Below are 18,245 nucleotides of genomic sequence, written 5' to 3'. Positions count from 1 at the left end.
TGCATTGAATTACGATATCGGATATACTTTATTTCATAATCGCTGCAAAGGTGGACAGACGGATGAATGCCGAAGATTACGCCAGGTTCGTATCGCATATCTACTGGGACCGCAAAGAACAATTCTCGCTCGAACGCGACCTGTATCCGCATTGGACGATGTTCGCCGTTCAAGACGGCAGGTTCGCCTATGCCATCGCGGACGACGAAGGCGAAGCAGGCTTCGGCGACTTGGTGATCTGCCCGCCGCATACCGCGTTCCATCGAAGAACGGTCAGTCCGCTCAGCTTCCACTTCCTGCATTTCGGTCTGGACGCGGAATCCCCTGCAGCGCCCCGGCCCGGCGAGGAGCTGCGGTTAACGGGGAAAATCAGCCTTGCGGATACGGAACGCTTGTCCTCCGATCTTCGCTATCTAAAGCTGCTGGCGTCCGAACGGGACCGGGCCGCGCAGGCGCATAAGCAGCATTTGCTGAACGACCTGCTGCGGCTGGCGAGCCTGGAGCAAGCCTATCTCAGGGATCCTATGCCGGCCGGCATCCCGCCGGAGCTGCAGCAGGCGCATCAGTTCATGACGGCCCATGCCTACGCTCCGCTGAGCATGCGAAATCTGGCGGACTCGCTGGCGCTGTCGCCGGTTCAGCTGACCCGGCGTTTCCGCGCGGCGTACGGCGTGACGCCGTCCGAATTCGTGACGGATCTGCGGCTCACCCGGGCATGCCGGCTGCTCGAGGAGACGACCCTCAGCATCGACAAGATCGCTTCCCGCTGCGGCTACGAGAACGGCTTTTACTTAAGCCGCGTATTTCGGCATAAGCGCGGCATGACTCCTTCCTTCTATCGAAAAACGCACCGGGTGTAGATTGGCCGTTTGCGATCGGACGCGCGAAAAAGCCGCCGGCATGATTCCCGGCAGCTTTATGTTTCGCTCGTTTATGAAAGTACGGCAGTTAACGCTAGGAATCCGACGTGCCGATAAAGTTGTAGCTTTCCGGACCTACCCGGACCGTGCCGAGCGCCGAGGTTTGAACGAATACGGAGTACGTTTGGGTGATATTCGGCGCGTTGAAATCAGAACCGGTGAATGCGATCAGCTGCGCGCCAAGCAGGGCCAAGTTAAGATTTTCCGAGGCGGAAAAAACGATTACGCCCGCTGGAGTCGCTCCTCTCACGACGGTGACCAGGACATTCGTCGCAATCGGCAGCAGCGGCAACTGGATGGCGATTACGCCCGAGAAGCCTACGCGGGTTAAACCGGGTGCCCCCGCGGTTAAATTCAAGGTTTGCTGCGCGACCAATTGCGGCGTATTAATGACCGTAATCGGTATCGCGATCGAGTTGGCATAGCTGGCGTTTTGCGTTGTTTTGTAATCCAAAAACGTTGTCATATTGATCATCACACTCCTTTCTAATACCCATGATATGTGGATTCATAGAAAAGAGCTTGGACCGCTATCCTGCCGAATGCGGCTTTGGCGCCGCAGCGCGCACATTTTCAAGGAAATTCTATCATTTCGCTTTTTCTTTCATAGAATGGAGCATGTCTTGCACGAAGGAGGTGTTACGACATGCCATTCTCAACGGGGACCGTTACCAATACGCGGGCTATCGGCACGGCAGCTTCCAATATCGTCGTGAGCACGAGAAATCTAGACCTTGCCAATTCAGTGACGATCACGATCCACCTCTTTGCTTCGGTGGATTCCAGCACGTTTTACACGGCCTACCTGACTTCCTACGTTGTGCCTGCGGATTCCTACGACGTCAGGGAATTTTTCATTGCGGGCAACGTCGCTTACGAAGTTCAGCTCAACTTGTCCTCCGATCCGCCGAGCACGTTGATGTCGATCGCCGGAATCGACGAATTCGGAAATCTCGTAGCCGGTCAGCGGTATGCGCAAGAAGAATTGAATTTTATCGTCGCGTTCAGTCCGGTTAAGTAACCCCTCGAACCGCATGAGAAAAACGGCTCATTCCAAAGCGAATGAGCCGTTTTCGCGTGTCCGCGCGATAGGCTGCCGACGGCAGACGATCACTTGCCGGGACACCTGGCATCACGGAATGACGATGTCCGAATAGCCCGCGAAGATATTCTGCGTACCGACCGGCTGCGTAGACATCCAAACGCCGATATACCCGCCTGGCGGCACGCTCGCGATCGAGATATAATCGCCGATCAACGAAACGGGAACCGGGGAATTGCCGTTCGGGTTGAACGATTGGTTCGTAATTCGCGTATTCGTAAAGGTCGCCCCGCCGTTGATGGACCGGGCGACATACACGTCCAGATCGAAGCCGTTGATCTGGTTGCTGTAATAGATGACGTTCACGACGCCCGTGAGCGGATCGACGTCGACATCCGGGAAGAAGTTCTGCGTGCCCGCCGGCGCGCCCGTAATGCTGACCGGACTCGACCAGATGTTCGTGCTCGGCGAACGTTTCGACATGAAAATATCGGCATAGCCCTGCCGATTGTCCTGCCAGATCGCGTATACCGTATCGGTAAAGGGACCGACGGACCGGTCCACCGAGATCGCGGCGAACGTGAGCACGCGGAAGTTATAACCGACTACGGGCAGCGGCGAAGGCACGGGCACGACGTTCGAGACGACGGTCGCCTGCTCGAACGTCGTGCCGCCGTCGAGCGATGTCCGTACGACGAACCGGAAATTCGGATTGACGGTGACCCAGGCGGCGAAGATCGTGCCGACCAAATTCACCGTGACGTCCGGTCGCTCGACCTGATCGGACTCGCTCGACAGCAGAATCGGCTGATCCCAAGTCGTGGAACCGTTTCGCAAGCGCTGGAAGAAGGCCGTAGAGTTCCCTCCATTGGCAACATTGAACTGATGGTTGTAGCTGGCGTACGTATTGCCGAGGTAGGGACTCGATTGCGAGGTGTCGACGTATACATTCGTCTCGTCATTGTTGATATACAAGCCGAAGCCCGGCGCGACGATGACGGGCGCGGCGAACGTCGCCCCGTTGTCCGTCGACGTGTAAGCGACGGTCGTGCCGGAATCCGCTCCCGGGAACACGTGCGCGGTCACGACGAAGATAGTGGGAAATCCGTAAGAGACGACGGGCGCCTCCGCGCCCGTAAAGCCCGCGGGCAGCGGCAGCAGGCTGTTCGCCCAGCTGAAGCCGCCGTCCAGCGAACGGTACAGACCGATCAGCGGCGCACCGGTCGTGTTATCGACCGCTACGGCGACCATGATGCCCGGTATGAGCAGATTGACCGCGACGCTCGGTTCAAACTTCGGATTGCCGCTCGGCGTGACTTGGAAGTTGAAATTGGTCATGATGTCCCTCCAGTCTTTTTCTTCCTATCAGTCTATGAAACTCGCCTCCGAACGGTCTATATTTTTGACAAGTGCAAAGAAAAAGGGGCGTTGTGAAAGGAGAATCGTCTCGAAACTTTCAGGCGGCCGAGAATAGTATGATCTATCCCTGATAGAAAAGGAGTGAGGACATGCCTTATACGACGAGTTTAATTACGAATACGCGGGCATTCGGCAACGCCGCATCGAACGTGGTCGTGAACGCCCGCAATATTACCAACGTGCAAGCGCTGGTGCTCGTGGAGGTTTATGTCGTGCCGGCAACGACGCAGGCGCTGCAGCTTGCCTATTTGACCGGTTACTTTCTGCCGGGCCAATCCAGCGATACGCGCACGTTTTTCGTTGGCGGCGATATCGCGTACGAGGTGCAGCTCAGCGTCATCGGCCCGCTGACGGAAGTCGTCCTGTCCACGTTCGGATTGGACGAGTTCGGCAACCTTGTCCATGGACAACGCGTGCTTCAAGAGGAAATGACCGTCATTTCGACGCTGTCCACTTCGCCCGAGCCGTAGGGAACAGCGCGCACGGACATGCGGGGAGCTTCATCGCAGGCTCCCTTCCTTTCGTCTGCTTCTCCATGGTTACCCGCACAAGCAATCCGAATCGGCAGTAATAAACTAGTACGAGATGGTTGCAGCGGAAGGAGCGAGAGTAATGATCGACGTAGGGGTAGTCATGCCTGTTTATAAGCAAAAGCCGGCCTTCCTCGAGGCAGCGCTGAATTCTGTGCGGAGGCAATCATACCGGAACTTTAAACTGGTGATCGTCATTGACGGCGCCCCCGAGATGGAGCCGCTCGTCCGACAATTCCTTGGCGGCGACTGCCGGGCGGAAGTGGTCTCCCTTGCTTTCAATCAAGGCGTCGCCGGAGCGTTGAATACGGGATTCAAGCATTTGCAGCGCTTCTCCGACATTAAATATTGGACTTGGGTGTCCAGCGATAATATCTACTATCCGAGTTATCTCGAGACGCTGCGCAGCAAGCTCAGCAAGGGACCGCAGGAGCTTGGCCTCGTGTACAGCTCGTTCCAATGCATCGACGACGACGGGCACCCGATCAACTCCGAGCAAAAGCTGGCCGCGCAGAGACAATATCAATCGCAGTCCAAAGAACTCTTGCTGGATTCCTCCATCATCGGCGTCTCGTTCATGTATAAAGCCAAGTATGCCTGCTTGATCGACGGGTACGGTCTTGCGCCGGTGGAAGATTACGATTATTGGCTTCGTCTCACGGAGCATTGCGAGATCAAATACCTCCCCGTGGAGCTGATGGATTACCGCGTTGACTCCGCCTTCAGCGTATCGGCGACGCTGCGTTCGAACGAGAAGCATCGGGAGTGGCGGTACGCCTACCATTTGGCCAGACACAATGCCAGAATGCGCAGAGGAATGGCGCCGCTGATCACGATTCTGTTCCCGCTCAAGGAGTCGGGCGAAGAAGCCGTACGGCGAATCGAAAATTTATACGAGCAAACGTTCAGCAATTACTTATGCTACGTCCTGGATCTTTCGGCGGATATGCGGGTTACGGCGGATTTATCGCGCATCTCCCATCCGGTGACGGATTTCAAATGGTTTCCGAATACGGGCGGAACGACCGCTCTGCTGCATGCGGCTCAAATGGTCCAATCGCCGTACAGCTACATTCTCGGGCAGCAATCCTTCAAGGACACGATGGACTTGACCGTCATGTTCAATCAAATGGAAAAGGCGCCGGCCAGCGTGCTGTCGGACTATTATACGGACGACCATAAGCAGATCAACTACAGATATTCCAGCGAGCCAAGCCATAAGCCGAGCATCCAAGACGAGCTATTCCGCAGGCAATCGCTCGCCGACTACATGAAAGCGAACTTCATGTCGATGAGTGATCCGGGATGAAAGTACTCTTCACGTTTTTCAATCCAAGCGGCGGCATGGAAACCCTGAACCGGATTCGCTGCAAAGCACTGAATCAGACGAAGGTCGAATGCCACCTGCTCTATACGGTCGATGGCGAGGGACGCCGTAATATCAAAGACATTCCCACCGTCGTCACGAGCGACGAGGCGGCGATCAAGCGTCTGCTCGATCGCGAACGGTACGATGCGATCGTCGTGTGCACCGACGTGAAGCTGCTGATGCTGATGCGCAAACTGGGCTACAAGGGCCAGCTCATATTCGAAATACAGGGTCTTGGCACGATGAGTACGGCGAGCGCCGTCCTGAAGGACATATCCGCCCGGGTGCTGGAGGCGGCCGATGCCGTGTTGTATCCGCTGACGAGTCATCTCGAGCGGTTGATGGTCGAGCACCTGCCGGGTATCCCCCACTACAGCTTCGACGACCCGCTCGATACGAAGGATTTCGGTTACGCCTATTATCCGCCCAAACCGTATCCCATCTTCGGTTGGATCGGGCGAATCGAGGAAAATAAAAATTGGCGCGATTACCTGCTGATCGGCGCCAACCTGCTCAGCCTGCATCCGGCCGGTTACCTGTGGATATTCGGAGATCCGAGCTTGAGCGAACCGAAGGAGAACGAGCGGTTCAACCAATTGGTGGACGCGCTGCGGATTCGTCCTAAGCTTGTCATGCATGCGAACATTCCGCACGAGCAGATGGCGGATTATTTATCGATCATCGGGGATTCGGGGGGCCTTCTCTTGTCGACCTCGATTTTGGAAGGCTTCGGTTACGCGGTCGCGGAAGCGATGCTCTGCCGCTGCCCCGTGCTGACGACGGACTCGGACGGGATTCGAAGATTTCTCGTGCATGACCATACCGGGAAGCTATACCCTCGTACCGATATCGGCAAAGCGGTCACCGAAGCGCACTCGCTCGTCTCCAACCTGCCGCTGCGCAATGGCATCATCGCGCATGCGGAGAAGCATATCAAGACGCATTTCTCCTGCGAGAAATACGCGGCGAATTTCATCGGGATGCTGAAGAGCTTGAAGATTGCGAACGGATAAATCGCAAGAAAACGATCAGCCGCCTGGATCGGTAAACCGATCCAGGCGGCTGATGCTTTTCTTGCGTTTTTTTGCTTGGCGAGATGCGTTGCTTCATGCTCGGTCGGCGCGCGTTTAGATCTCGAACGCCACCTTCGTTAATTGTTCGCTGACCCGCCATAGGCGATCGGCTGTCCCGGGGTCGATTGCGAAAGCAAACACGCCCGGCGCAAAGCGGATATCCGTCAAAGGCGCGATATCCATCCGCTCGCAATAGACGCCGCCCAATTGGTTCAACAGCGGGCTGGTCGCGCACCACACGATCGTGGCCGCCGCTTCCGGGACCGTCTTGTTCTCGTCGTTGTATTCGGCGAGCACGCGCTCGCCCTTCTCGTTGAGCGCGCCTACGGAGCGCATCTCCTCATCCGACAAATACCGGTTCAATCCGGTTATGCTCGTCCCCGGATGAAGGGAATACGCCCGAACGCCATACGCCTGTCCGCGCTTGTCCAGTTCGGCGGCGAACAAGGCGTTCGCCGTCTTCGATTGGCCATAGGCGGTAAACCGGTCATACGGGCGAGTATCATAATGAAGATCCTCGAACTCCATGTCGCTCATCTGATGCGCGCGAGAAGAGATGGCAACAACCCGTGCCCCGCGCGCCTTCTTGAGCGCCGGCCACAATCGCGCGGTCAATTGAAAATGTCCCAAGTGGTTCGTGGACAGCTGGGATTCGTAGCCTCGGGCATCGCGCTCGAGCGGGTTCGCCATGATGGCGGCAGCATTGATCAGGATGTGAAGCGGTCGGTCCGTTGCAAGGAACCATGCGGCAAAGGCGTCGATCGATTCCGGTTCCATGAGATCCACGCGCTGAAATTCCACGCCGGGAATCGCGCTCAATGCGGCCTGCGCTTTCTCCGGCGACCGGCCGATGACGATAACCGTCGCGCCGGCTGCGGCGAGGACTTTGACCGTTTCGAGGCCAAGTCCGGAGTAACCGCCCGTCACGAGGGCGGTTTTCCCGGTCAAATCCTGGTTCCCCAGCGCTTCCTGCGCGGTCGTCCGAGGTCCGAAGCCGGTTGCGAGCGGAATTTGCGGCGTGGGTTGATTCTGAGTTGATGACATAATAACGTTCCTCCGATGATTTCCGTATTTTTTACGCGATCGGCGGAATGATCCGCTTCGCCTTCTTCAACTTGCTTGTAGTCGACCAGCCGCATCATGCGCGCTGGAAGAATTCGACCCATTCGTTCTCCGGTCCGTAGAAAAAGAAGTAACGTACCCCGTTCGGCATGCTCGCGATCTCCTTGTCGATGAACGCGACGTCTCCGAGCCGTTCCAGCCGGTCCCATTCCGCTTGAATATCGGTCACCGCCAGCGCGATATGATGTACTTTTCCTTCGGACGGCAAGCGATCCTTAAACCCTTGGATCAATTCGATCTCCGTCTCGCCTTCGATTCCGTAGCCCAGAAAAGCCACTTCGAGTCCGTTGTCGTGCTTGGTGCGCGCCTTCACTACGAGTCCGGCAACCTCCGTATAGAACCGGACGGACCTTTCCATGTCGTTTACCATGACGCCTACGTGGTCGATCATTTTTTTCATGGCCGCCTGAACCTCCCTTTCGTTGCCCTATGAAGCATCCATGCACGTGCCTTCGGCTTCATGAGCAGTTTTAAAAGCCTCGTCTTGCAGCTTTGCATGATTACCGTCTGGCGATATAGTCCCTGATCGATCCGGCAAATTCGCGCGGTTTCTCGATATGCGACATATGTCCGCTCTTCTCGAACGTTACGAGCCATGACCCCGGAATCCCCGCCCGCATGGCCTCCGCCCATCTCGGACCGCAGATGAAATCGTACTCGCCGACGAGAATGAGCGTCCGTACGCGGATCCCGTGCATGACGGGCCGAATATCCCACGCCTCCGGTCGCCGGTTCGGATCGATGGTCGCGTCCAAGCCGGCTTGCCACTCCGCGAATCCCTCGGGAAGATTCCGGTAATCGCCGAAGTACGCAGGCATTAGCCGCCGCATGACGTCCAGGAACGAAGCTTTGTCCCCGAGCGAAGCGGCTCCCGTCGCCACGTCCAGCCAAGCCTGCCTGGCTTCCTGGGCTTCCGGCCGATCCGGCCAGCGCCAAGCGAATTGCTCCATGCCGCGGGCAGCCTCCATGCCGTGCTCGGGTCCCGTGACCGGCGCGCCGTCGTAGACGATCAGCCCTCCGAGTTCATCGGGATAATCCAAGGCAAACTGCAAGCCGACGAAGGCGCCGTGGGAATGTCCCATGAAGTATGGACGCTTGGCCCCGATATGCCGGATCACTTCCCTGGCAAAGCGCGCGTAGCGCGATGCGCTGTAATCTCCGTCCGGCAAAAGCCCCGAACGGCCCGTGCCCACGGGCTCGAGATAGACAACGGTCATGAACGTTTCCACGAGCGGCATGCGCAGATATTCCCAGTGAAAACCGGGACCTCCGGGATGGACGATGCACACCGGTCCGCTGCCGGCAACGTGATACGTCTGTCGAATGCCTTCAATCGTCAGTTCGTGCGCGCCGATTGCGAGCGCGTCCATATCGGAAGAGCTTGTATTCTTGGATGATCGTTCGCTCAATGTTGGCCCTTCTTTCCATGTCTATAATCGTTTGGCGATGCACACGTTAACGCGTCAGTCCGCGAACGACGCCAGCAAGCCGAATTGAGTTGCTTCCCGTCAATTGCTATACTTCATTAGAGCAGGCAATTCTTATATAAGGCTTTAAAAGAAAAGCGAGGCATGGACATGATCCATTTCAACAATACGAATTACCGCTGCACCTCCGAAATATTCCTGCATTTGATCAGCGGCAAATGGAAGGTGCCGATCCTGAATCTATTGTCCCACGGCACTTTACGATTCAACGAACTCCAGCGGCAGCTGCCCGAAGCCACCCAACGGATGCTCACGATGCAATTAAGGGATCTCGAGCGCGACGGGCTGATCATTCGCAAAGTGTACCCGGTCGCGCCGCCGAAGGTCGAATACTTCCTGTCCGAGCTGGGAAAGGAATCGATTCCCGTGTTGCAAATGCTCTACGATTTCGGAGAGGTTTATATGAAGAACTTCAAGCCCGCGGAACAAGATCCGCCGACCTAAGCTAACGTCCTGCATCGTTCCGGTATGGCATGAGCCGTATTCAACCGATGACGAATTTCGCGCCGAATCCCACGCCCGAGTTGGCGGCGATGTCCAAGTTCTTCCGTTCGGCACGATCGAGAACGACGACGTTTTCAGGATACAGTTTGCCCAAGAGCGCCCGCATAACCAAGGAATGGCCATCGGTGTCGATGAATTGCATGCCCGAATCCGCGATAACGAGTCCCGACAGTCGCAAGATTTGCCGGGCGTCATGCAATCGAGCGCCGGACGGGTTCGCCCGCGCCGGCTCGGCATCGACCGCGGCGTTTTCCTCGGGGCGATACATATATCTGTGGCCTCTAAAGACCTGACCAAGATCGACGACAAGCTCGGTATCGTCCATATGCACGGCAAATTGCAGCAGAACCCGGTCCGAATCGCTCCGCGCGACGCCGATCCTCGCTTCGCGAACGTCCGCTTGCATCTTGCCGGAATCTTCAAGCCGAGATTCCGTAAGCGGCGAGCCGATTTGCGTACGGGGCGCGGCGTAATAATCGTGATATTGATAATCGAATACGACCGGCATGCATTCGCCGGATGCCTCCGATCCCGCTGTCCGTACCGGATACCACTGCAGCAGATATCTCGGCGCCTTCGCGATGTCATGCGCCAAGCTTGCCGGCAGTATCGTGCCGAAGCGGTATTGGAACCCGTAACCCGTTGCGGTCAACCCGGGACTTAACGCGCTTTGCGCGTACTTGACGATCGCCTTATGCGACATTCTTCTTGCGAACAGCTCCGTAAGGAACTCCGTGCGGGCCCTCTCCAGGAATCGCAGCCCCTTGGCGTTCCGGATTTCCTCGATCTCGAACGGGACTTCCTCCCAATTAAGAAACGGAAGAAGAGCGTCTCTCAACAGCACGAACTGATGCAAATATTCGTTGAACAGCAGCATCACCTCCGGATTGCCCGCAGGTCCGAAGAGCATGCCCACCGTCTGCGGCGTCACCAGATGGTGTTCGCAATAGCTTCTGAATTTCAATTCGCTTAAGATCGATGCCCCGTATTGGCCGTACGACCGCTTCTGCGCATTGATCTCTCTGGCCCAGCGCGTTAATTGTTCGCCTATGCGCTCGGCCTGCCGCGTAAGCTCGGCGCCGGCCTTATCCTCGAAGTCCAACGGGCCCAGCGGCAATACGGACTCTCTTCCGGAGATCGCCAAATTGGCTTGCAGATTGTCCAGCAATATGGCCGGATCCGCCGCTTCGCCGAGTTGAACGAGGATCGCTTCCAGCAGCTTGTCCAATTCCGCCACGATATGTTTAGCCCGATAAACGCCGCTTGGGAGATTCCAGTCAAACCTTCCGCTTTCAAGCCGCCTTACGGTATCGACCGCGGATCTCTTGCACAAGAAAGGTTCAATATCGAGATAATCTCCCCATAAGATCCGGTGATCGTCCAGCGTCAACTTATATTCCGACATTGTTTTGCACCTCGCTTTCCGGTCTCTAGCGTAGCGCGTCCCGATGAATCTGAACAGTACGCACTATTTTGTGTCATCGGATACGTTTTGTGCGATAGGATCAATTCTGATCGTATCCAAACCGGGTTCGGGGCGCTCGGTCCGCCCGTATCTTCCGTTCTCGCCACGGCATTGCGCACGGCAAAAAACCGGCTCCGTCAGGTGCCGGCATTGCCCTTTCGAATCGGTCCGTTCAGCTGCTTCCTTCAGCCTTTCGGTGGATTCGCGTATAGATACGACTTCACGTCCCGCCCCGCGTACGCCTTCCAGATCACGAAATTAAAGGGATACGTCCAGTCGATGTCCTCCCCGCTCAGGATGTCGTGGAGACGGTTACTGTTGAATAGAATGGAGCCTCGCTGATCGAAAGCGACCCCGTCCACCCACAGCATCCGGTCGTCCGATAAGAGCTCGCGGAACGAATCGCCGTACGGAGAATAGAGGCCCACCCCCTTGCCTTCCAACATCGAATACACGACGTTCCCCATGTTGTCGGCATGGATGCCGCCCGACGTCGTGCGTTTGCTGCCGATCGTCCGCACGGCTCGGGCGAGCCGTTCGTCCGGCGCCTGAAAATCCCGGAGCAGCGCCGTCTCGACGGCATACAAATTACGCCCCGTGAGCGGGCAATAATACAGCGTCGCGCGGTCCGCGGACAACGTAATGCCGTCGACCCCGATCCGCAATGGAGCGTTCTTCAGCACCGGCTTGGTATCGATCTCGAATCGGAAGCCGGGCAGATCCTGCGTGCTGTAATGGCAATCCAGCACGCGCCTGAACGTGCGCCGCCTCATATCGTAGACGATGATGCCGGCCTTGACCGGATGGTCGGGCCAGCCGCTGCCGGCATCGCTGATATAGACGAACCCGCTGCGGTTGTCGATCGCCAGGTCATCCAGGAAGGACGTCCTTGACGGCGCGACCTCCTCGGGAATCGGGATCGCATCGATCATCCGGTTCGTCTTCAGATCCCATACGATCAGCTTTTGCGCCCCTTCGGGCTGCGGCTCGTAATTGATCTTCCCCTGGTCGAGCAGCCACAGCCGGTCCAACTCGTCGATCTCGAATCCGAGCACCGATTGCAGCGCGTTGACATTCCCGGCCTCGTTCCAGCCCCAGCCGGGAAACGCCTCGAGCACCGGTCGGCCTTCATGCATAGCCAAGCGGTTCATCGTTGCCGGGATGCCGGGGGCAAGTCTCGGCACCGAGACGTAATACCGTCCCTGCAGGTCGACCTTGACGCCGGCGGGGACGGCCCTTCGCCAATACCCGAGCGCTTCGAACTTTTCCTTGCTACGCGGATCGGGAAATAACCATTCCAGCCGGCTCCAATGAAAGATCAGTTGATAACGCATCCTGAACCCTCCCCCAGTCCTTGCTAATTCGCGTCCGAATCGGCCCTATCCTCTAGCTATATGCCGGGTTCCGGGCGATATTGCCGGACTGGCCGAAGCCGATCCTGACGGCTGCATCCGGGCGATTGGCGGTTCGCCGCCCTCGTTCAGTCAGCGCTAGAGGACGGGTAAGCCGATTGCTCCGCATGCAAAAGGCTGCCACAACATGACGCGCGGCAGCCTTGGTTATGCTTTTCATATGCGCGTTATCGGGTTCGATTCCGAGCATCCGCTCGTCGGCAGCTCCCGGGATCGCGTTTTGCGGGCTTAGAGTTCCTGCTCTTTGATGGTGACGTCGGGCGCGAAAATGTCGCCCGTGAAGCTGTCGATCGGCGCTCCGGATTCGGCTTTCGCGATCCAATCATGGTTCGCCAGCGCGGCTTTGCCGAGCGAGATTAAATCTGCGCCCGCGGATAGCGCTTGTTCGGCATCCTCGGGCTGATCAAGTCCGCCATTGGCGATGACGGTCGTCTGCCCGTATTTGCCCGCAAGCTGGGCCAGCGACAAGCCGCCGTCGCCGAAGGCCGGTTGAAGCGCCCGATAGTCCGTCGTATGGATATAGTCGAGCTGCTCCGCCCCGAGTTGCCCGAAGACGACTTTGGCGTCTTCTTCCCCGTTGGGCCATTTATGCGTGAAATCATTGATCTTAGAGAGCGATATCCGGATGCCGAGCACGAAATCCGGACCAACCTGCTCGCGGGCGGCGCGGATCGTCTCCGCGATGATGCGGATGCGGTTCTCGATCGTTCCTCCGTACTCATCCTCGCGAAGGTTCGTGTGCCCGGTCAAAAATTGATCCAAGAGGTACCCGTTCGCCGCATGCAATTCAACGCCGTCGAATCCTGCCCGCTTGGCGTTCGAAGCGGCATTGGCGAAGCCTTCGACGATCAGCCGGATTTCTGCCGTCGTTAAGGCGAGCGGCATCTTGAATTCCCCGGTGCTGCCGAACAGCGCCAGCTTCTCGCCTACGGGCTTCACGGCGGAAGGAGCTGCCGTCTCCTCCGAATAATCGTTCCCTTGCGAAAGGGCGCCAGCATGCATTAACTGAGCCACGATTTTGCCGCCTTTCGCATGAACGGCAGCCGTAACCGATTTCCATGCTTCCACATGCGAGTCGGTAACCAAACCGGGCTGATTCGAATAGCCTTGACTATAAGCTTCGTCCGTATACACGCCTTCGGTAATGAGCAGCCCGTAGCAGCCTTCCGCGAAGCTTGAATAATAGCGCGCCATTCGCTCGGTCGCTCTTCCGTCTCGCTCGGCCGATTTGCGCGTCATCGGGGACAGCACCAGACGATTTTTGACGGGTAACTGGTTCAGTACATATGGCGTTAACACTTGTTTATTCGCGGACATTTGAACATCTCCTTAGGGTTGAATGAAAATGGAAACCAATGATAGTCGATCGAAAAATTCTAGAACAATCATTCTACTTAGCTTAAAAAAAAACCGCCTCTTCCCCTCTCTAATGCTCGCGGCCTGCTTTATCGTTTATTCGTGAATCAACCACCACCTTTAATATTACAATTCGAGATATGTCGATATAATAATTCAAAATAAAAAGGATTCAAATACAAATCCCGAATTGTCGATGCGTGAAATGATATAAAAACTGAATTCAAACGGATTGAATCCAGTCTTTACGACTTAGAGCTCGAGCTGAAGATAGGCTGCGACTTGTTTGATCGCCTCTTCGTCCCGTCTGTAGAAGGTCCATTTTCCCAATCGGGTCGCATGTACGAGACCTGCTCGCTGCAGGACGGACAAATACTGCGATGCCGTCGATTGGGTCATGTTCAATTTGGCGGTAATCTGGGTGACGCATACCCCGACTTCGGACAGATCAGCCCCTTCCTGGGGTACGAAATGCGCCTGGGGATCCTTCAACCACGCCAAGATTTGAAGACGGGCTTCGTTGGACAACGCCTTGAATACTTCAATGGGATTGATTGGTCTCATATCGACATTATATCGACGTTTCTCGATATGTCAACCTACTTCTTCATCTTCATGGGGGCTTTGCCGAAATCGATGGCTACCCTGCCGGTTGCCGCGGCGATTTTCGGCGCCAGGATGACCGCGTTCACGCCGCAGGAGATCAGCGCGACGTCGAATCGTTTCCGCAGCTTCTTGGCCCGCCTTACGGTCCGCTTGATCTGCTTGTAATGCGAGAATTTGATGGTCGCGGTTACCCGCAGCCGATATGGCTTGCGTTCCAGCTGCTTCTTGATCGCCGACGGCTTGCGGTTGATGACGAGGATCCGCTTTCCTTTCAACGTCTTCTTGAAGACTGCCTTCCGCACCGCGATCCGGTTGATGCAGGCATGGCAGGTCAGCTTCGGCCGCAGGCGGAAATAAGGGAAGACGAGATTGGTCAGGCCTCTTTTCAAATACGCGGGCGCATTGATCATTCGGTCGTTCAGCGGCAGAATCCCGACGATGGTCGCCCGGCGGATGGAACGTGCCACCTGGTTGCGGAACTTCGTATTCGGGAATGGGATCCCCTTCTTGCCTCTTTTGGCGTCTTTAGCCCACGCTTGGCGCATGACGGTGCAGAGAGGCCAAACGGATTTTTGCGCCAATACGATATTTTCGCCGTCTCCGACTCTGACCAGCGACAGCGGCCGCTTGCGCTTCATGGCACGCTTGATGCGGCGGAAAACCTGCTTGGTCGTTAATTTTTTCGTCACTTGAATACCCTCTTTTCGGCACGTTGGGGCCTCGATGGCCGGTCAATCCCAGTATACGTAGGCGAACGCCAATCCGGATGGGTCATGGTCTATGCGCGGGAAATATCGCTTTTCTTCGTCCGCTTCTCCCCTCGAAGCAAGCCGTGGACGACACCGGATATTAGGCTGCTCGGCAACTTCCTTTCGCGAAGGCATACAAGCCCAAACCATCTCGTTGCCGCCGCATAGTAATAATGATAGACCTGATAGAAAGGGGATAGCAGGATGACTGCGTTACTGAACCGTTTGCGCGGTAAGCTCGTCGTGCTTAAAACGTCTTCCTCGGAAGAGCTCGGAGGCCGGATCGTCAGAGTGACCGGCAGAATCGTCGTTCTTCGAACATTGCTGGGGACTCGAATATTCGTGCCGATTCGCAAAATCGTTGCCGTCATTGCGCGATAATGACCCGCAAAGCAAAAAAACGTCCTAGCATGGACGTTTTTTTGCTTGCTTCAAATTCGAACGCCGTACAGCAATCCCCCGTCGAGCCGGTACCACGCCAACAACCGGAATACCGCGCCTCCCGGACCGTTCACGACATGCTCCCGGTACGCCGGCTCTCCCGGATCGCTGAACGAATACAAGACTTGGCCTTCCCGGGCGGAATACAGATAAGTCGTGCCGCTATACGCGTAGACCGCCGTGCCGTCCGGCGCCAAGTCCTTGAGGGAGAGAGGCACGTCTTTCCACGACGACCCTTGCGGAGCCGTATAAGCTTGTTTGACCGCGCCTTCCGGCGAACGGACGTACACGCTCCAACGCTTCGTTTCCTCGTCGTACTTCTTATAGGCGATCCATCCGTTGTTGATTCGGTACGAAGCTCTCGGATCAGCCGCATAATCGGACGGACCGTACGGGTTTCTCGCAATCTCGCTCAGCCGGTCGTCGGCGCCGCGCAAGCGCAGCGACCATTCGGGGGCCGTCCCGTCCTTCTGCACGAGCGCGGCGTAGAGAACGTTCGTGCCGTCCGTCAACGCCCCGAAGGACGTATAGTCGGGCGCTGACGGCTCATATGTCTCCACCGCCCTTCCGGGAAGCGACTTGTACAGGTTCGACGGATGATAGCGGGAGGTGTACACGACCGTACCGTCCGCACTCAGATCGTAGCGGCGAACCGAGTCTTCGTTAAAATGCGCATTCGGCAGCGAACGCGACTCGCCCGTGGTCAAATCCACGACGCTGTCGTTCAATAACGCGAAATTTCCGTTGGCCTCGTAGAGCTGCTGTCCGTTCCAGCTGTTCCGAACGGCTCCGTCCTGCCAATAATACGTCTTGCTTACGGCGGTATATACCGTGCCTTCGGCGGACAACTCGGCTCTTAGCAGCTGGTAGATGCCGTTGAACTCGGCGACTTTTGTTTGGCTGTGATCCGCACGGCCGTACAGCCAGAGCACATGGCGTTGTTTGGGCAAATTCGTGATCGGGTCCCGATAATCCTCCAGCTGCTTCCACAAAACGCGGCTCGCGTCGAAGTCGAGAATCGTTCCTTTGAATCGCTCGAGGAGCGTTTCGGGAGCACGGCCGTCAAGGCCTTGCACCCGTACGGGAGCAAGCCGGTCGGTCATGCTCCCGTCGCCGAGTTGTCCGCCTCCGTTACTCCCCCATCCCCAAGCGGCTCCGTCGCTAGTGACGGCCAAGCTATGGTAGTCGCCGGCAGATACGCGAGTTACCGCGCCGAGTCCTTGTACTTGAACGGGAGCGAGGCGATCCGACGTACTCCCGTCGCCGAGCTGTCCCTGGCTGTTATTGCCCCACGCCCAGACCGTACCGTCGCTCGTGACCGCCAAGCTATGACCGTTGCCCGCAGCGACGCCGACCACGTTCTCCAGACCGCTCAGCCGAACGGGAACGGCGCACGCGGTCGTCGTGCCGTCGCCGAGTTGACCATCGTCATTGCTTCCCCATGCCCAGACGGTCCCGTCGCTCTTCAGAGCCAAGTTATGGTCATTGCCGGCTGCTATGGCGGTCACCGATTCGAGACCCTGCACTTGAACGGGCGTCAAGCGCTTCGAAGTCGTTCCGTCGCCAAGTTGGCCTTCGTAATTATTCCCCCACGCCCAGACGGTGCCGTCGCGCTTCAGCGCCAAGCTGTGATTTCCGCCGGCAGCGACGGCGGCTGTCGAATCGAGCATTTGCACTTGCTCCGGATTATACTTGTAGTAGTATTGGTCCCGGCTGCTTCCGTCGCCCAGCTGCCCGGAATTATTCCCGCCCCACGCCCAGACGGTGCCGTCGCCCTTAACCGCCAAATAATGCCTTGCCCCTGCGGAGACGGCCTCGACCGAGTCGAAAGCATTGCCGAATCTGCCGGTAATCGGGTAGGGCGTCGGGCCGGAAGCAGATTCCGCGTCGCTTGCGAATGGCGGGACGATTCCCCATGTCCAGACGGTCCCGTCGCGTAACAACGCCAAGCTGTTGCAGTTACGGGCTGCGATGCCGTCGACCCCTTTCAGGCTCTTGACCGGAACGGGAGCGGCATGGCTTGTCGTCGTTCCGTCGCCGAGCTCGCCCCAATAATTGTCTCCCCACGCCCAGACGGTCCCGTCGCCCTTGAGCGCCAAACTATGCATGCACCCTCCGGTCAGTTCGACAGCCTCATCGACGGCCGAAGCCGTTTGATTTGCCGGATTATCGGCGCCCTGCCGGCTGCCGTTCTCCCCCTGCTCCCCTGTAGCGGGCCCGCTCTCCGCGGCGTACGCCGTCGTCGATACGACGATGAAAGCGATTAGAAAACACAAGATGCCCGTTAGCATTCCAATGCGTAATTTCATCCCTTGTTCCCTCCTTATAACGTTAACCGTCACCCTGTGAAGAGATCATGATTCCGGCATGCGGGCTTACGGCTTCCATCTTTACAGAACTTAATGCTCCATATCATCCGCTTCGGGAAAGGCCTGCGGCCGCGATCATCCTCCTTTCCGTGCACGTCCCCTGCCCTCTCGCGCGACAAGAACGCCATGAATCGCACTTAAAGTAGAAGAAACAGCTAAATTTTACCATATACATACTTTTCCAATCTATAACTCCTAAGTCTACCTATAACGTACTCATTACGCGGTTAATTCGCATTCTCATCGGTGAGTCGACTCCTATGGAGGCGCAAGCTTGTTGATCCGGCAAGATCCTTTTCGCCAAATGCGGGCAGTAACGTTTTCCATTCGTTTGGTTATTCCATAAAATTCCATAATTTAATTACGCTTGACCTGCGGGTA

General features: G+C 56.8%; 18 protein-coding genes. 7 read left to right on the top strand and 11 right to left on the bottom strand.

Annotated features, from left to right (window positions below):
• The first annotated feature begins 62 nt into the window (after positions 1-62).
• A complete protein-coding gene (locus AC50YL_RS19135; protein ID WP_494833934.1) occupies positions 63-860 on the top strand; it encodes a helix-turn-helix domain-containing protein in 798 nt (265 codons plus the stop codon).
• Positions 861-954: 94 nt separating this feature from the next.
• On the opposite strand, the gene AC50YL_RS19130 is transcribed toward AC50YL_RS19135, so the two are convergent.
• Positions 955-1,386, bottom strand: a complete 432-nt coding sequence (locus AC50YL_RS19130; RefSeq protein ID WP_494833932.1) for a hypothetical protein — start codon at positions 1,384-1,386, stop codon at positions 955-957.
• 180 nt (positions 1,387-1,566) lie between these two features.
• On the opposite strand from AC50YL_RS19130, the gene AC50YL_RS19125 reads away from it, so the two are divergent.
• Positions 1,567-1,941, top strand: a complete 375-nt coding sequence (locus AC50YL_RS19125; RefSeq protein ID WP_494833931.1) for a hypothetical protein — start codon at positions 1,567-1,569, stop codon at positions 1,939-1,941.
• Between the two features lie 111 nt (positions 1,942-2,052).
• Here AC50YL_RS19125 and AC50YL_RS19120 read toward each other — a convergent pair whose 3' ends face one another.
• Complete coding sequence (locus AC50YL_RS19120; protein WP_494833930.1) at positions 2,053-3,300, bottom strand: sialidase family protein; 1,248 nt, start codon at positions 3,298-3,300, stop codon at positions 2,053-2,055.
• Positions 3,301-3,470: 170 nt separating this feature from the next.
• On the opposite strand from AC50YL_RS19120, the gene AC50YL_RS19115 reads away from it, so the two are divergent.
• From AC50YL_RS19115 to AC50YL_RS19105, 3 genes are all read left to right on the top strand, one after another.
• Complete coding sequence (locus AC50YL_RS19115; protein WP_494833929.1) at positions 3,471-3,851, top strand: hypothetical protein; 381 nt, start codon at positions 3,471-3,473, stop codon at positions 3,849-3,851.
• Between the two features lie 142 nt (positions 3,852-3,993).
• Positions 3,994-5,220, top strand: a complete 1,227-nt coding sequence (locus AC50YL_RS19110; RefSeq protein ID WP_494833928.1) for a glycosyltransferase — start codon at positions 3,994-3,996, stop codon at positions 5,218-5,220.
• The gene (locus AC50YL_RS19105; RefSeq protein WP_494833926.1) at positions 5,217-6,293 is read left to right on the top strand and encodes a glycosyltransferase family 4 protein; all 1,077 of its coding nucleotides are present in this window, start codon (positions 5,217-5,219) and stop codon (positions 6,291-6,293) included. Before AC50YL_RS19110 ends, AC50YL_RS19105 begins: the two co-directional genes overlap by 4 nt.
• Before the next feature lie 114 nt (positions 6,294-6,407).
• On the opposite strand, the gene AC50YL_RS19100 is transcribed toward AC50YL_RS19105, so the two are convergent.
• The 3 genes from AC50YL_RS19100 to AC50YL_RS19090 form a co-directional block, all read right to left on the bottom strand.
• Positions 6,408-7,397: an SDR family NAD(P)-dependent oxidoreductase gene (locus AC50YL_RS19100; RefSeq protein ID WP_494833924.1), complete on the bottom strand. Its 990-nt coding sequence runs from the start codon at positions 7,395-7,397 to the stop codon at positions 6,408-6,410.
• Between the two features lie 94 nt (positions 7,398-7,491).
• Entirely contained in the window at positions 7,492-7,875 is a 384-nt protein-coding gene (locus AC50YL_RS19095; RefSeq protein WP_494833922.1) for a VOC family protein, read from the bottom strand.
• Between the two features lie 100 nt (positions 7,876-7,975).
• Complete coding sequence (locus AC50YL_RS19090; protein ID WP_494833920.1) at positions 7,976-8,884, bottom strand: alpha/beta fold hydrolase; 909 nt, start codon at positions 8,882-8,884, stop codon at positions 7,976-7,978.
• 168 nt (positions 8,885-9,052) lie between these two features.
• On the opposite strand from AC50YL_RS19090, the gene AC50YL_RS19085 reads away from it, so the two are divergent.
• A complete protein-coding gene (locus AC50YL_RS19085; protein ID WP_494833918.1) occupies positions 9,053-9,406 on the top strand; it encodes a winged helix-turn-helix transcriptional regulator in 354 nt (117 codons plus the stop codon).
• A 40-nt stretch (positions 9,407-9,446) separates the two neighbouring features.
• Here the strand turns inward: AC50YL_RS19085 and AC50YL_RS19080 are convergent, their stop codons facing one another.
• The 5 genes from AC50YL_RS19080 to AC50YL_RS19060 all read right to left on the bottom strand — a co-directional run bounded on the left by AC50YL_RS19080 (position 9,447) and on the right by AC50YL_RS19060 (position 14,994).
• A complete protein-coding gene (locus AC50YL_RS19080) occupies positions 9,447-10,871 on the bottom strand; it encodes a hypothetical protein (protein WP_494833916.1) in 1,425 nt (474 codons plus the stop codon).
• Between the two features lie 245 nt (positions 10,872-11,116).
• Positions 11,117-12,265, bottom strand: a complete 1,149-nt coding sequence (locus AC50YL_RS19075) for an L-dopachrome tautomerase-related protein (protein WP_494833914.1) — start codon at positions 12,263-12,265, stop codon at positions 11,117-11,119.
• Between the two features lie 306 nt (positions 12,266-12,571).
• Positions 12,572-13,660 (bottom strand): oxidoreductase, encoded by a 1,089-nt coding sequence (locus AC50YL_RS19070; RefSeq protein ID WP_494833912.1) that lies wholly within the window; start codon positions 13,658-13,660, stop codon positions 12,572-12,574.
• 291 nt (positions 13,661-13,951) lie between these two features.
• A complete protein-coding gene (locus AC50YL_RS19065) occupies positions 13,952-14,254 on the bottom strand; it encodes an ArsR/SmtB family transcription factor (protein WP_494834448.1) in 303 nt (100 codons plus the stop codon).
• A gap of 44 nt (positions 14,255-14,298) precedes the next feature.
• Positions 14,299-14,994: a GT-D fold domain-containing glycosyltransferase gene (locus AC50YL_RS19060; RefSeq protein WP_494833910.1), complete on the bottom strand. Its 696-nt coding sequence runs from the start codon at positions 14,992-14,994 to the stop codon at positions 14,299-14,301.
• 264 nt (positions 14,995-15,258) lie between these two features.
• Here AC50YL_RS19060 and AC50YL_RS19055 point away from each other — a divergent pair, with 264 nt between their 5' ends.
• Positions 15,259-15,435, top strand: a complete 177-nt coding sequence (locus AC50YL_RS19055; RefSeq protein ID WP_494833908.1) for a hypothetical protein — start codon at positions 15,259-15,261, stop codon at positions 15,433-15,435.
• Positions 15,436-15,485: 50 nt separating this feature from the next.
• On the opposite strand, the gene AC50YL_RS19050 is transcribed toward AC50YL_RS19055, so the two are convergent.
• The gene (locus AC50YL_RS19050; RefSeq protein WP_494833906.1) at positions 15,486-17,804 is read right to left on the bottom strand and encodes an RCC1 domain-containing protein; all 2,319 of its coding nucleotides are present in this window, start codon (positions 17,802-17,804) and stop codon (positions 15,486-15,488) included.
• Between the last annotated feature and the right edge of the window lie 441 nt (positions 17,805-18,245).

Source organism: Paenibacillus sp. J22P277, assembly GCF_059383675.1.
This window is presented reverse-complemented; position numbering and strand designations above follow the sequence as displayed.